The sequence below is a fragment of the Neobacillus sp. DZ-9 genome (assembly GCF_059587065.1).
Map to the genome: position 1 here is coordinate 247,913 of NZ_JCAIOL010000008.1, position 15,426 is coordinate 263,338.

At 44.3% G+C, this 15,426-nt stretch carries 15 protein-coding genes; all 15 read right to left on the minus strand.

Going from position 1 to position 15,426, the window contains the following annotated elements:
- A partial coding sequence (locus AC59HZ_RS22315) for a histidinol dehydrogenase (protein ID WP_496547953.1) occupies positions 1–528 on the minus strand: 528 nt, incomplete at its 3' end.
- Between the two features lies 1 nt (position 529).
- Entirely contained in the window at positions 530–1,162 is a 633-nt protein-coding gene (gene hisG / locus AC59HZ_RS22320; protein ID WP_496547954.1) for an ATP phosphoribosyltransferase, read from the minus strand.
- On the minus strand, positions 1,155–2,327 hold the full coding sequence (locus AC59HZ_RS22325) for an ATP phosphoribosyltransferase regulatory subunit (protein WP_496547955.1): 1,173 nt from the start codon (positions 2,325–2,327) through the stop codon (positions 1,155–1,157). Before AC59HZ_RS22325 ends, hisG begins: the two co-directional genes overlap by 8 nt.
- Before the next feature lie 350 nt (positions 2,328–2,677).
- Positions 2,678–3,205 carry an acyltransferase gene (locus AC59HZ_RS22330; RefSeq protein ID WP_496547956.1) on the minus strand — a complete coding sequence of 176 codons (528 nt, stop codon included), beginning with the start codon at positions 3,203–3,205 and terminating at the stop codon, positions 2,678–2,680.
- A 4-nt stretch (positions 3,206–3,209) separates the two neighbouring features.
- Positions 3,210–3,854: a pyrophosphatase PpaX gene (gene ppaX, locus AC59HZ_RS22335; protein ID WP_496547957.1), complete on the minus strand. Its 645-nt coding sequence runs from the start codon at positions 3,852–3,854 to the stop codon at positions 3,210–3,212.
- Positions 3,823–4,791: a nucleoside recognition domain-containing protein gene (locus tag AC59HZ_RS22340; RefSeq protein WP_496547958.1), complete on the minus strand. Its 969-nt coding sequence runs from the start codon at positions 4,789–4,791 to the stop codon at positions 3,823–3,825. The genes ppaX and AC59HZ_RS22340 overlap by 32 nt, the downstream gene beginning before the upstream one ends.
- Positions 4,792–4,809: 18 nt before the next feature.
- Positions 4,810–5,628, minus strand: coding sequence for a prolipoprotein diacylglyceryl transferase (lgt, locus tag AC59HZ_RS22345; protein ID WP_496547959.1), 819 nt, complete (start codon positions 5,626–5,628; stop codon positions 4,810–4,812).
- A gap of 20 nt (positions 5,629–5,648) precedes the next feature.
- Entirely contained in the window at positions 5,649–6,578 is a 930-nt protein-coding gene (gene hprK / locus AC59HZ_RS22350; RefSeq protein WP_430064700.1) for an HPr(Ser) kinase/phosphatase, read from the minus strand.
- A 186-nt stretch (positions 6,579–6,764) separates the two neighbouring features.
- Positions 6,765–7,130 (minus strand): phage holin family protein, encoded by a 366-nt coding sequence (locus AC59HZ_RS22355; protein ID WP_335444559.1) that lies wholly within the window; start codon positions 7,128–7,130, stop codon positions 6,765–6,767.
- Positions 7,131–7,146: 16 nt separating this feature from the next.
- On the minus strand, positions 7,147–8,256 hold the full coding sequence (locus AC59HZ_RS22360) for a DUF4097 family beta strand repeat-containing protein (protein ID WP_496547960.1): 1,110 nt from the start codon (positions 8,254–8,256) through the stop codon (positions 7,147–7,149).
- A 35-nt stretch (positions 8,257–8,291) separates the two neighbouring features.
- Positions 8,292–8,606 carry a magnetosome magnetite crystal formation protein family gene (locus AC59HZ_RS22365; protein WP_496547961.1) on the minus strand — a complete coding sequence of 105 codons (315 nt, stop codon included), beginning with the start codon at positions 8,604–8,606 and terminating at the stop codon, positions 8,292–8,294.
- A 63-nt stretch (positions 8,607–8,669) separates the two neighbouring features.
- Positions 8,670–9,575 (minus strand): ABC transporter permease subunit, encoded by a 906-nt coding sequence (locus AC59HZ_RS22370; protein ID WP_496547962.1) that lies wholly within the window; start codon positions 9,573–9,575, stop codon positions 8,670–8,672.
- A 2-nt stretch (positions 9,576–9,577) separates the two neighbouring features.
- Positions 9,578–10,198 carry a hypothetical protein gene (locus AC59HZ_RS22375; RefSeq protein ID WP_496547963.1) on the minus strand — a complete coding sequence of 207 codons (621 nt, stop codon included), beginning with the start codon at positions 10,196–10,198 and terminating at the stop codon, positions 9,578–9,580.
- 344 nt (positions 10,199–10,542) lie between these two features.
- Positions 10,543–13,419: an excinuclease ABC subunit UvrA gene (gene uvrA / locus AC59HZ_RS22380; RefSeq protein ID WP_496547964.1), complete on the minus strand. Its 2,877-nt coding sequence runs from the start codon at positions 13,417–13,419 to the stop codon at positions 10,543–10,545.
- Between the two features lie 7 nt (positions 13,420–13,426).
- The gene (gene uvrB / locus AC59HZ_RS22385) at positions 13,427–15,406 is read right to left on the minus strand and encodes an excinuclease ABC subunit UvrB (RefSeq protein WP_496547965.1); all 1,980 of its coding nucleotides are present in this window, start codon (positions 15,404–15,406) and stop codon (positions 13,427–13,429) included.
- Positions 15,407–15,426: the final 20 nt, after the last annotated feature.

Here is a 15,426-nt window from a genome sequence, read left to right on the forward strand (position 1 = left end):
AATCTCTTTGACTCCAGCTTCTTTCGCTGCAACAAGAACGGCGGCAGGTATTTTTCCTTCCCGGTCCGGCGGTGACACCATGACAATTCGTTTGACCCCGGCCACCTTTGCCGGAATCACGTTCATGAGAACTGATGAAGGATAAGCAGCTGTTCCGCCAGGCACGTACACGCCAACCGAATCAAGCGCGGTTATTTTTTGACCAAGAATGGTTCCATTCTCTTCAGTTGTCATCCACGAAGGACGTAATTGTTTTTCGTGAAAGTTGCGGATATTTTCGGCCGCTCCCTGGACGATTGAGATGAATTGTTGGTCAACCTGCTCATAGGCGTCGTTTATTTCTTTTTCATTCACGGAAAAAGAATTTAAGAGGACTCGGTCGAACTTTTCCGTATACTCTCTTAATGCCTCATCACCGCGGTTGCGAATGTTGGAAATTACCTCTTTAACGACCTCCTGCTGATCGGAGGTCCCAGCTTCAATGGAGCGTTTGATTGATACTCCGTCAGCAACTTTTAGTATTTTCATGTTAAATAACCTCCACAACTTCACTGAGTCGTTTCACTAGATCGTTAATTTGTTGATCCTTTAAACGGTAGCTGACTGGATTCACAACCAGACGGGATGTGACATCGACAATGCTCTCATATTCAACCAAACCATTTTCCTTTAACGTCCGTCCTGTTGAAACGATATCGACAATCCGATCGGATAACCCGATTAATGGGGCGAGCTCAATCGAACCATTTAATTTAATAATCTCAACCTGCTCCCCTTGCTCACGAAAATAAGCTTCGGCCACATTTGGATATTTAGTCGCTACTCTTGGGGCAACATCATTCATTTTAGTATCTGGAAGACCAGCCACCGCTAAGTAGCAATAGCTGATTTTGAGGTCAAGCAGTTCGTAAACATCGCGTTCTTCCTCAAGCAATACGTCCTTACCAGCAATCCCGACATCGGCGACGCCATGCTCAACATAGGTTGCGACATCCATTGGCTTTGATAAAATAAACCTCAACTCTTCTTCAGGGACTTCGATGATCAATTTACGCGAATCATCAAATTCCGGGGGCAGCTGGTAGCCGGCTTTCCGCAGCAATACTACCGCTTCTTCAAAAATGCGCCCTTTTGGCATCGCAATGGTTAATACATTATTCATCGCCGCGCCCTCCTATATAAAAGGTCGTATTGGCAAACTTCTTCGTGAAAGCATCGATATTTTTTACTCCAGTAATGTCCTGAAGCACGGCTTTTACACCCTGTTCATGCATGCTTTTGGCCAATTGAAAAGCTTCCTTGCGCCGCTCCTGGCTGAAAAAAATACAGTGGGTTGAATTGTCCGTTTTGGTTTCTCCTAACGCTTCTAAAAGCATATCGATGCGAACGGCAAATCCTGTTGCACTTGCATTTTTTCCAAACTTTTCAATTAAACTATAGCGGCCGCCATTGCCAATTGGGAAGCCGACATTGCCGGCATATACTTCGAAAAGAATTCCCGAATAATAGCTCATATGACTGACAATAGTAAAATCAAACTTTACATGGTCTTGGATTCCATAGTCGTTGACCACATCCCATAGTTCCTTTAGCTGAAGGATGGCCAGCTTCCCTTGCCCATTTTCAATTAAGTCGAGGGCCTTGCCAATGACCTCTTCGCCGCCGCGCAATTCTAGGAATTGGAGAAGGCGCTGCTTATCGATTGACGACAGATTGAGCGAGTTTACATGCTCTCGATATCCGACATAATTTTTTTCATATAAAAATTTTCGTAAGGAATCGGCCCGTTCTTCTGTTCCAAGGATTTGCAAAAATAATTCCTGCGCGAAGCTGATATGGCCGATGGAAACTTGAAATTCCTGCAATCCCACATTTTTCAAGGAGGTTACCAATAAAGATATGACTTCGCCGTCACAGGTTACCGTTTCATCGTTTAGTGATTCAATCCCGATTTGTTCGAACTCAGCTGGCCGGCCCCCCTCGCGCTGCTGGGCACGGAATACATTTGCTGAATAGGCTAAGCGGACTGGAAGATCCTCCTCTAGCAGCTTAGATGCCGCTACGCGGGCAATTGGTGACGTCATGTCAGGCCTTAGCACAAGTGTGTGGCCATCTTTATCTAATAATTTAAAAAGCTGCGCATCAAGAATGGCTGATGCCGCTCCAACGGTTTCGTAGTATTCAAGGGTAGGTGTTTCAATAAATTGATAGCCCCAAAGTTTGATCGTTTCCGCCATTAATGAACGAACACGATGCTTTTTTTCAAATAACTCCGGTAGCGTGTCCCTCATGCCCAAAGGCTTTTCAAACATAAACAAGCGACTCATCCTGTTCATCCTTTATCACTAAATTTACTTCACTCTGCTAAAGTGCTAATAAGTTAAAGTTATTTGTAGTTTACCCCTTATGTGATTTTTCGTCAATGAAAAAATCCCCATGATATAGATAGTTTCTGCAAGCCTGGGAAAAATCCCGCAGGTTTTTTAAGTTTTTCTGCAAATTTGATGGGAATTCCGCGATACTTGAGTATTATTCCGCGGATTTGGGCTGGATTTCCGCGGATCTTCTTATTTATTCCGTAAAACTGCTATTCATTTCGAAGGAAGGCTTTCCATTCCGAATCCACCATAAAGTGCATAAAAAAAAGCCTGGTCACAAAGACCAGACTAATAAAAAATCATTTACCATAAATTACGTCGTCGGCCCAGCGCTCTGCTAGCTGTTCCTTCGTATAAATGACCCGCATCGGATTTCCGCCGACAAATGCCCCAGCAGGTACATCCTTATGCACCAAGGTGCCAGCCGAGACAATCGCTCCGTCGCCAATCGTGACTCCGGGAAGGATCGTGGAGTTAGCCCCGATCATTACTTCACTGCCAATTTCTACTGGCCCAAGCCGGTATTCTTTTATCAAATACTCATGGGCTAAAATCGTCGTATTATAGCCGATTACCGTATTACGGCCGACACTAATTTTTTCGGGAAACATCACATCCAGCATGACCATTAAAGCGAACGAAGTCTGATCCCCAACCTTTAGACCAAGGAACGTGCGATACAGCCAATTCTTCATCCCTAAAAATGGTGTATAGCGGGCCAGCTGAATGACAATAAAGTTTTTGACAACCTTCCAAAATGGCACCGTTTTGTAAACATGCCAAAGGGAGTTAGCCCCTTCAACAGGGTAGCGGGTCGTATTCCTCATATTCTCACACTCCGAGGATTGGTAATAGATCAGCCATGTTCTCCAGGATGTAATCAGGTTCGTATTTGGCAATATATTCTCTGCCCTTAATCGACCAGGCACAGCCGGCCGTTTGGGTTCCGGCATTTTTTCCAGCCAATATATCATGATAATTATCGCCGACCATGATGGCTTCGTCAGGCTTCGAACCAAGCTGTTCTAACGCTTTAAAAATTGGTTCCGGATCCGGCTTGGTTTTGCTCACATGATCATAAGCAACGATCACTTCAAAAAATGGTTCGAGCCCCATTAAACGCAGGCCCTTCAAAGTTACATCATGACGTTTTGTGGTCACAATCCCTAGCTTATAGCCTTTTTCCTTTAATGTCTTAACCGTTTCAAAAACACCCTCGAATTCTCTAACCAACTCGTCGTGATTGGCGATATTAAAGGCGCGATATTCTAAAATCATTTCCTCGACCCGGTCAGGATCGATGCTGCCAAAAGCTTCATGAAGGGTTGGACCCATAAATGGCAAGACATCCTCGCGCTGGAACCGGCTTGGGTAATATTTTTCAAGTGTGTGCAAGTAGGTTGTAATAATCAATTCATTGGTATCAATTAAGGTACCATCTAAATCAAACAGGATTGTTGTAATTTTGTTCGTCATAAGCTGCTTCCTTTCTTTTTACGAGTCCGGACCGTTTCCAAATGGTGCCGACAATTAAGGTTAACACAATTGCGACTCCGAGGCGGATGATAAACAGCGGCAGCACGGGGATGCCGAGCGGAGCGAAAATCAGCGTATCTTCAACAACCGCATGACAGGCCATGAGAAAAATAAACGCGAGCGTAATATCCTTTTTGCTGACCCCATCCTCTTTCACTGCCTGAATCATCACGCCCGCCCCGTAGGCCAAGCCAAACAGTAAGCCGGCAGCCATTGTGGTCGAGGTGTTCTCTTTCATTCCAAGAGACCGGGTAACGGGTGCCATACCCTTAGAAAATTTTTTCAACCACTGGATATCTTTTAAAATTTGAATGACAACCATAAGCGGAATGACGATCATGGCTAACTGCAAAATGCCAAGACCTGCTTTATGAACCGCTTCTATTAAAATTCCCCAAACTCCTGATGGCTGACTAGTGCTCGGTTCAATCAAACCATACTTGGCAGTCTCTCCGCCGCCATGCCAAACAAGATTAATGACTACAGCAGAAAGCAGTGCCAGTCCAGGTCTTGTGACAAGCACAATCCAAAGCTTCACGCCCGCTTTCATAGCCACACTGGATTCAATGAATAAATTATGTGAGAATGAGAGCATTACCGCTAGTATAAACACTTCTTTTACCGAAAAATCAAGAGTCAGGATGGCACCTATGGCCGCGTAGAGATTCAGGAAGTTTCCTAGAACGAGCGGAATAGCCGCATCACCTGATAAACCAAGCAGTTTCATTAAGGGAGAAATCAGATTTATTACCCAAGGCAATAGCGGTGTATATTGCAGAATTGCCACTATCAGGGTAACTGGAAAAATAATTTTCCCTAATGTCCATGTTGTCTTTAAACCGACCAGTAACCCCTTTTTGCATGAGTTTAACAGCATTTCTCCCAATCTCCCCCTTTAACTATTTGCTTGATCTAAATATCGTGTTTCCGATAGGCTTTTCTTGCGTCGAACAATTAAAATCACTACCGCAGCCACAATTAACGCAATCGAAATGGTTTGCGCCATTCGCAGGCTTCCCAGCATTAAACTGTCCGTACGCAAGCCTTCGACAAAAAAGCGGCCGACGGAATACCAAATGACATAGCTTAAAAACAATTCCCCGCGGCGGAAATTCACACGGCGCAGCAGCATCAGCAGGATGAAGCCGGCAAAATCCCAAAGCGATTCATATAAGAAGGTCGGATGGTAATACGCTCCATTAATATACATCTGATTGATAATAAAATCAGGTAAATGCAGGTTCTCTAAAAATGAACGGGTCACTTCGCCGCCATGTGCTTCCTGATTCATGAAATTTCCCCAGCGGCCGATGGCTTGGCCAAGGATGATGCTCGGTGCGGCGATGTCGGCGATTTTCCAGAAGGAAATACCTCTTTTTCTAGCAAATACATACGTTGTCAGCACCGAGCCAATCAACGCACCATGAATGGCAATTCCGCCATTCCAGATCTTCGGTATGTCTACAGGATGATTGACATAATACTTCCATTCAAAAATCACATAATAAATGCGGGCCGAAATAATCGCGATCGGAATCGCCCATAACATCAAATCAGCAAAGGTGTCCTTCGGCAATCCCCGACGGTTGGCTTCTCTTATCGCAAGAAACAGTGCTAATGCCAGGCCTGAACCAATGATAATCCCGTACCAGTGCACTTGAATCGGACCAAGTGTAAAGGCGATTGGATCAAGCGGCTGAATCTTTTCATTCATCTATTAATTTCCCCTCTCTATTAATCATGCTCGCCGTCTTCAATCACATCAGAAAGACGCTCGGTAAATTGCTGGGCTGCATTGACGCCCATTCTTTTTAGACGATAATTCATCGAGGCTACTTCAATTATAACAGCAAGGTTTCGTCCGGGACGAACCGGTACAGTCAGCTTCGTGACCTCAGTATCAATAATTTTCATTTTCTCTTCGTCTAAGCCGAGGCGGTCATATTGCTTCTTGGAATCCCAGATTTCTAAATTCATGACCAGGGTGATTCGTTTATTACTACGGACAGCACCTGCTCCGAAAAGCGTCATAACATTGATAATTCCTAAGCCGCGGATTTCTAATAAATGCTCAATTAAATCCGGCGAAGTCCCGACTAATGTGTCTTGGTCCTCCTGGCGGATTTCTACACAATCATCGGCAACCAGGCGGTGTCCGCGTTTGACTAATTCCAGCGCCGTTTCACTTTTTCCGACGCCGCTTTTACCGGTAATTAAAACACCAATTCCGTAAACGTCAACAAGGACTCCGTGAACCGCGGTAGTCGGAGCGAGCTTACTTTCCAAAAAGTTCGTCAGGCGGCTGGAAAAACGAGTTGTTTTCATTGCTGCCCGCAGCACGGGAACCGATTCGCGTTCCGATGCTTCAATTAATTCGACTGGGACCTCAATATCTCTTGTGACAATAATGGCCGGGGTAATGTCAGTGCATAAACGCTCCATCCTGGAAATCTTTTCACTTTTCGAAAGTTCTTCGAAAAAGGACAATTCTGTTTTTCCTAAAAGTTGAATCCGTTCTGCCGGATAAAATTCGAAATACCCGGCCATTTCAATTCCTGGACGGGATATATCACTCGTGGTAATCGGGCGGTTGATTCCTTCCTCACCACTCACCAATTCAAGATTAAATTTTTCCAATATATCTTTCGTGCGTACTTTTGGCAAGAAGCTCACTCCTTCATAGAAAAGCGTAGGCGCCTTGACCAGTGGCTTATGACCTCAAGCCCCTAGGCGCTGAAGCTAGACAGTTTTCAAATTTTAAACACTTTCCCTCTATTTTAGCATTTTTTGAAGGATAACCATACTTTCGTTAACTAAAAAAAAGTACGTACCCATTAAATGGCACGCACTCTATTTTTTAGAAGACCTTGATGGCTCAAGAATAGTTTTGTGAATGATGATATTAACCAGTGACATAATCACGGCAAAAAGGAGCGCCATACCAAAGCCATGAATCTCGAAGGCATCTCCCATAAGGTAATCGGTTAATTCGAGGGTGATGGCATTGATGACAAAAAGAAACAACCCCATCGTGATTACCGTCACCGGCAAGGTGAACAAGATCAGTAGAGGACGCACTAGGACATTTAAGATGGATAATAAAATGCTCGCTTGAATCGCAGCGGTAAACCCTGTTAATTCAAAGCTTTCTTTAAAATATCCTGCGAGTGCCATAAATAAAACTGCATTTATCAAACATCCAATTAGCCATCTCATGTTTAAGGTCTCCTATTTATTCGGCAAGTGATTTATTAATCGTAATCGAGCCTGTTTTCGTATCAGCATTTATTTTTAACATTGTATCAGGATGGTTGATTGATTGGAAGCGAAGCGATTTTTGGATCATTTCGCTTTTCTCTTCTAAAATTTGCACACCGACCAGATTGACATGGAAGCCGCCAAGGTTGGTCTTCAATTCGCCGCTGACAGGAGTCCCCTCTGGAATGTACAAGTCAATCGGACCAGTGGTGGCTTTGGTCCCGATGAATTCGCAGCGGTTTCCGACCAGAGTAAGATTAATATTGCCGCCAAAGGTTTGGGCGTCGACCTTTTTGAAATCACCATCCAATTTAATAGCGCCAGAAATGGTTTCGGCCTCCAGCACATCCAGCTGGCTGTTCTTTACATTAATTTTTCCGTTTGCCGTTTCCACTTCCGCCCTTTTTCCGCTTACATGGTCCAGCGTTATTTTTCCATTGGCCGTTTTTATTCGTAGATCCTCGACCTTTAGTTCGCCGCCGGAAATCGAGCCATTGAACAGTCGGACGCGAACCCGCTCATATTGCGCTTTTGGTACGTATACTAACGCCTCGACCTTCATCCATTTTTGCTGCGTGGCGAAGCGCAGTTTCTGGCCCTCTACAGAAAAATTCACATCTCGTAAAAAGTTTTGCCTTGCCTGATCCTGGTTGTCAACTCGGTAAACCTTGGCCTGGCACTCAATCCGGACGTCCGGCTGGTCCCAGGGTGCAATTTTCACCGAACCATTCGCCACATCAATATCCATATCCTTCAGCTCGGCATTGCCATGATGGAAAATGTGAGAAATATCAACGGATTGACCAAAATTCAAATCAAGATCAATTTCTTTAATTTTTTTCAAAGCCGAATCGACGAATTCAAAAATCTTTTCCTTTGCCGATTGGTATTTCGCATTGACGGGGTCTTCTTTTTTCGCTTCTTCAAACTGAACGGCCGTTGATAGCTCGGTCATGATTTGTTCCTGCTTTTGCTCCATGGTCTGTTTGGCCTTTTCCAATTCTTCAAGCAAGGTTAACGCTTCATCCACCGACAGTTTGCCCTCTTCGACCATTTTTAAAATTCGCTTCCGTTCCTCTGTCATCGTTTTTCACCTCTTCTTATTATTCACTATAAATCCTATTCAGCGATTAGCACCTTTACGCCTTTGACAATATTCCATATGAGGACTGTGACCCATAATATGACTAGAATGACAATACTAATAATCGTTAAGACAGGGACATCGACTACGCCTTTTCCAAATTCGTAAACTACTGCAAAAAGGACGATCGGAGTGGGAATCAAGGGAATCAAGTGGGAAAGCAGCGCCTTCTTGGCATGCATTTTGGTCACTTGATCTCCGCTGGCAATTAGGACCACAAGCGGAAATAGAAATCCCGCGAAAAAAATACTGAAATAACTCAAACAGGAAAGAACCTTTCTCGAATCCATACTTCATCACCTCTTTTATTTATTTACGAAATTGGAGGTTGAAAGATTCAATTTTTTATAAAATTAAAGGTCAGAGCGGAATGTCCGGTATTTTTTTTCAAATACCTTTTGCAGACCGTCGGCAAACATATTAAAGGTATAAATCGTCCAGGCAATCGCGGCGATGACGGAAAACGGAATCCATTCATACGAAAAAATATCAGCGGTGATGGTTTCAAACATCGTCGGCCATGCAAGCGAAGTATTGACGACATCATACCCCCGTCCCTCATTCGAAATAAATTCATGGGTGACATAGATATGTACAACGCCGAGCTGGGCAATGAGAAAAAGGACTCTGCCCATGTCATTAATAATTAAGATAATGATTTGGGGGACGACAACAGGGAAATAGTAGTTTTTAAACATCCTAAAGGGTGGATTCCCGGCAACGATACCTGCCTCAATATAAGGTCTTTTCTTCGTTTCTTTCATGTGCTGAAGAATGATCTCTGCGACTCGGCCTGTCTCCAGTGCCGCCAGAACCAAAATAATCCATAAGGCCCGATCCTCTGAAAAAAAGATCAGCGGCAGGGTCACAAAAAAAGAGACAAAAAAGATTGGCGGCATAAAGGAACAGATCTGCTGCCAGCCCTCTAGTATTTTTTCTATAAATTTCGAGTAAAAGCCTCCGACTGCTAATGGAAGAGCAAACACATAGCGGGCAAGGACCACACTAACGACAATGATAAGCGTTTCTTTTGCACCCAAGATGATCATGCTCAATATATCCACACCTTTGTGATCACTTCCAAGCGGAAATCCCTCTCTAGGCGAAATCGGCGGAAGGATAAAGCTTCCTTTGTCTGTTTTAATTGCGCCGTGTTCTTTTAAATCCTGATCGACAAAGGGCAAATAAGGACCTGCGAAAACAACAACCAATAAAACCAGCAAAAAGATGCTGCTAATTAAAAGCTTCCAATTCTTCAAGACTATCCATTCCTTTCTAACGGGGATACCATACCTCGGCTAATTTGACTAAGTACTTTGGAAATAAAAATGACGGCTGTAAACAGAATAATGTATCCCGCTGCCGGATATATTCCAATTGACATTTGGGCTCCAACCGTGAAGGACGCAGTTGATGTCAGCGTTTCGTAAAAGAAGTAGGCGGCACCGCGGTAGTTTGTTAGATATTCGACAATAAACAAGTTTGATAGAGTATAAAGGGTAATCGTATTGGTATGACTTAAGATTTTGACGATACAATTTTTCAATACATGCCGATATAAAACCCTGAAGGAAGAAGTCCCTTTCGAAAGAGATAATCGACCGCGCCGCTCACGAATCCGGTAGTCAAATACTCCTTTGACAATGCCAAGGAAAAGGCCAAGGAATAATGCAGGAATGGTAATTAGCATACTTTTTTTAAAGGTGCGCCAAATATTATCCGTGAGGGAATGGCCGTTATACACCTTTCCAAGCCCTTTGTTTTCTTTTACATATTGGAAGAAATCCTTGAACTGTTTTATATGAGCTTCAAAAGAGTAATCATATTCCACACTGATTAAGGTTCCGCCGGTTCCGGTTGAGTAGACGGCCGTTCGCGGCAAAAATAGGAGGAATAAAAAGATCATCGTGGCGATGAGCCACAAGAGCAATTGGTGGAGGATGAACGGAATATCATCGTTAGGTCTCCTTTAAATGTTTTAATTTAAATGTTTTAATTTTCGAAATATTAGACGAACTTATTCAGAAAAGGTTGCAAATAATGGGTCTGCACGATCTTCGAGGGGAGCTGGGAGGACGATTTCGAGGATTTTCTGCATTTTTTCGCAAATTATTGAATTCATTTCGCGGGTATTCAAAATAATTTCGCGCACTTGCAAATATATTTCGCCAAATCAGGAATTCAAGCTAACCTGGACTTAAAAAAAAGAGCCAAACCCAAAGGTTTTTAGCTCTTTACACTCATTTCTTTTTCTTCAATTTGCTGTTTCATTCGTAAACGGTCACGCTCGAGGATAGGCTTTAAGTATTTTCCGGTATAAGACCCCGGAACTTCCGCAACCTTTTCCGGTGTTCCCGAAGCAATGATCGTTCCACCCTTGTCGCCGCCTTCTGGTCCGAGGTCGATAAGATAATCGGCGGCTTTGATAACATCGAGGTTGTGCTCGATACATAACACGGTATCGCCATTTTCGACCAATCGCTGCAGGACAACGAGCAGACGTGAAATGTCATCGACATGAAGCCCGGTCGTCGGTTCATCTAAAATATAGAATGATTTGCCGGTCGAACGTCGATGCAGTTCAGAAGCAAGTTTGACACGCTGGGCTTCCCCGCCTGAAAGAGTTGTCGCCGGCTGGCCAAGCGTGATGTAGCCAAGCCCGACATCTAAAATCGTCTGGAGCTTGCGGCTGATTTTAGGAATGTTTTCGAAAAATTCAACGGCTGCTTCCACAGTCATATCAAGAATTTCAGAAATACTTTTTCCTTTATATTTCACTTCCAGAGTTTCACGATTATAGCGTTTGCCATGGCATACTTCACAAGGAACATACACATCAGGTAAAAAGTGCATTTCAATTTTGATGATACCATCTCCGCGGCAGGCTTCACAGCGTCCGCCCTTCACATTAAAGCTGAAGCGGCCTTTTTTATAACCGCGGACCTTCGCCTCATTGGTGGTCGCAAACACATCACGGATGTCATCGAAAACGCCTGTATAAGTAGCCGGATTAGAGCGCGGCGTTCTGCCAATCGGTGACTGGTCAATATCGATGACTTTTTCTAAATAATCGATTCCTTTGATGCTCTTATGCTCGCCTGGCTTCGTTTTGGCACGGTGAAGCTTTTGCGCCAGCGATTTATGAAGGATCTCATTAATCAGCGTACTTTTTCCAGAGCCAGAGACACCCGTAACAGAAATAAACATGCCAAGTGGAATTTTCACATTCACATTTTTCAAGTTGTTTTCAGATGCGCCCTTGATTTCAATATAACGTCCATCAGATTTGCGGCGTTCAAGCGGCAGCGGGATGAACTTTTTACCGGATAAATACTGGCCGGTAAGCGAATTCGGATCGGCCATTACCTCTGCAGGAGTTCCTGCCGAAACAACCTCTCCGCCGTGGACCCCCGCACCAGGTCCGATATCAATTAAATAGTCGGCTGCAAGCATCGTGTCTTCATCATGTTCAACGACAATCAGTGTATTGCCGATATCGCGCATACTTTGCAGTGTTCCAATTAAGCGGTCATTATCGCGCTGATGCAGTCCGATCGATGGTTCGTCTAGAATGTATAACACACCTGTTAATCGTGAACCGATTTGTGTAGCCAAACGAATCCGCTGAGCTTCACCGCCAGAAAGCGTTCCCGCTGTGCGGCTCAAGGTTAAATAATCGAGGCCGACATTGATTAAGAAGCCCAGGCGCTCGAGGATTTCGCGGAATATCAAATTAGCAATCTGCATTTCTTTTTCTGAAAGCTTTAGTTCTGAGAAAAATTGATGCGCTTCCTCAATGGAAAGGTCTGTTACTTGGGCAATATGAGTGCCATTAATAAGAACGGCCAACGTTTCTTTTTTTAGTCGGTACCCTTTGCAGGTTGGACATGGCTGCTGGCCCATGTACTTTTCCATTTGTTCGCGAATGAAGTCAGAGCTTGTTTCTTTATAGCGGCGTTCAACATTACGGATAACGCCTTCGAATTCAATATGACCCTCGCGGATTTGTCCAAAATCGTTCTCGTAACGGAAATAAATTTTCTCTTTACCCGACCCGTAAAGAACTTTTTCCAAAAGATTTTCGGGAATATCCTTTACAGGGATATCCATGTTGATGCCGAAATGGCTGCATACCGCCTCCAATAGCTGCGGATAGTACTGCGAGCTCGTCGGTTCCCACGGGGCAATCGCATGCTGCTTTAAAGAAAGGTCACGGTTAGGAATAACGAGGTCTACATCGACTTCAAGCTTAGAGCCAAGGCCGTCACATTCCGGACAAGCACCAAATGGGCTGTTAAAGGAAAACATCCGCGGCTCAAGCTCACCAATGGAAAAACCACAAAGTGGACAGGCATGGTTTTCACTAAATAAAAGCTCATCTTCACCGATAACATCTACGATGACTTTGCCTTCACCAAGCTTCAACGCAGTCTCAAGGGAGTCAGCAAACCTTGCAGAAATCCCGTCCTTGACGACAATCCGATCGACAACCACTTCAATCGAGTGCTTTTTATTTTTCTCAAGTTCAATCTCGTCACCAAGATCCATCATTTCTCCATCCACACGAACACGGACAAAGCCTTGCTTTTTAATATCTTCGAATACCTTTACATGTGTACCTTTTCTCCCAGAAACAACGGGAGCAAGAATCTGCATCTTGGTGCGCTCTGGATATTCAAGAATCCGGTCAACCATTTGCTCAATCGTTTGCGAAGAGATTTCAATATTATGATTGGGGCATGTTGGATGCCCGACCCGAGCAAATAATAATCGTAAATAATCATAAATCTCTGTTACGGTTCCTACCGTTGAGCGGGGGTTTCGGCTTGTTGTTTTTTGATCAATCGAAATCGCTGGGGAAAGCCCCTCAATTGCATCGACGTCTGGCTTATCCATTTGGCCCAGGAACTGGCGGGCATAGGCCGATAAAGATTCCACATAGCGGCGCTGCCCTTCTGCATAAATCGTATCAAACGCGAGCGAGGACTTACCAGAACCAGAAAGCCCCGTCAACACCACAAGTTTATCTCTTGGAATCGTAACATCAATATTTTTTAAATTGTGGGCTCTGGCGCCTTTCACAATCAATTTTTCCATTGCCATGTTAAAGTTATCCTTCCGCTTTTAGTTCTAATAATAGGTCACGAAGCTCGGCAGCACGTTCGAAGTTGAGTGCCTTTGCCTCTTCCTTCATTTCTTTTTCCATTGTCACAATCAACTTTTCTCTTTCCTTCTTGTTCATCTTGCTGAAGGATGCTGCTGGTGTGTATTCTTCCTGTTCTTCTGCAGCATGGGTGGCACGAATGACATCCCGAATCGCTTTTTGGATTGTCTGTGGTGTAATGCCATATTTCAAATTATATTCTTCTTGAATCGCTCGGCGCCGTTTCGTTTCACTAATCGCTAATTCCATCGAATTCGTCATCCGATCCGCATACATGATAACGTGTCCGCTGGCATTACGGGCAGCACGGCCGATGGTTTGGATTAACGACCGTTCAGAACGGAGGAATCCTTCTTTATCAGCATCAAGAATGGTGACAAGCGACACCTCTGGAATATCAAGACCTTCCCTGAGGAGGTTAATTCCGACGAGGACATCGTATTTTCCAAGACGAAGTTGGCGGATAATCTCAATCCGCTCAAGCGTTTTGACTTCGGAATGCAGGTATTGAACCTTTATCCCGATTTCCTTCAAATAGTCTGTTAAATCCTCGGACATTTTTTTCGTTAAGGTCGTCACGAGGACACGTTCATTCTTCTTAACACGATCCTGAATTTCCCCAATCAAGTCATCAATTTGACCTTCGATTGGCCTTACGTCAATGGTTGGGTCAAGCAGCCCTGTTGGACGGATGATTTGTTCGATCATTTCCGGTGTATGCTCAAGCTCGTACGGGCCAGGAGTTGCTGAAACAAAGATGGCATTATGAACATGCTTTTCAAATTCATCAAAGGTTAAGGGCCTGTTATCAAGCGCTGATGGCAAGCGGAATCCGTGGTCGACAAGCACTTGTTTCCGAGCTTTGTCACCATTAAACATGCCGCGAACCTGTGGCAGGGTCACGTGCGACTCATCGATGACTATCAAAAAATCGTCTGGAAAATAATCGAGCAGGGTATACGGTGTAGATCCTGCCGGCCTGAGTGTCAAATGGCGCGAGTAATTTTCAATTCCGGAACAAAAGCCCATTTCCCGCATCATTTCGAGGTCATAACGTGTGCGCTGTTCAATCCGCTGGGCCTCCAGTAATTTATTGTCTTCGCGCAATTCTTCCAGACGGACTTCGAGCTCTTTTTCAATATTCTCTATGGCTACTCGCATCTTTTCTTCTCTTGTGACGAAGTGGGAAGCTGGGAAAATGGCGACATGTTCACGTTCGCCAATAATTTCACCTGTCAGGGCATCCACTTCACGGATCCGGTCGATTTCATCGCCGAAAAATTCGACGCGCATGCAATGCTCATCACGGGATACTGGAAAAATTTCGACGACATCGCCGCGGACACGGAAGGTCCCCCGCTTGAAATCGATATCGTTCCGCTCATATTGGATATCGACTAACCGATGAAGCAGCTGATTGCGCTCGATTTCCATGCCGGTTCTTAATGAAAGTACCATCTCCCGGTACTCTTCCGGAGAACCGAGACCATAAATACAGGAAACACTGGCAATTATGATGACATCTTTTCGTTCGAATAGTGAAGATGTCGCCGAGTGTCTTAGCTTATCAATTTCGTCGTTGATGCTGGCATCTTTTTCAATGAAGGTATCTGTCTGTGGAACGTAGGCTTCCGGCTGATAGTAATCATAGTAACTGACAAAATATTCAACCGCATTGTTCGGGAAAAAATCCTTGAACTCACTATAAAGTTGACCGGCTAACGTTTTATTATGGGCAATCACCAAGGTCGGTTTGTTTATTTCTTTTATCACATTTGAAACCGTAAAGGTCTTCCCGGTACCTGTCGCTCCCAGCAGCGTTTGATGTCGTTTGTTGTTTTTAATGCCTTCGACTAATTGCCTGATCGCTTCGGGCTGATCCCCCTGAGGGGAGTACTTCGAAACCAATTCAAATTGATCCTTCACAAATGATCCCTCCCTTTTTT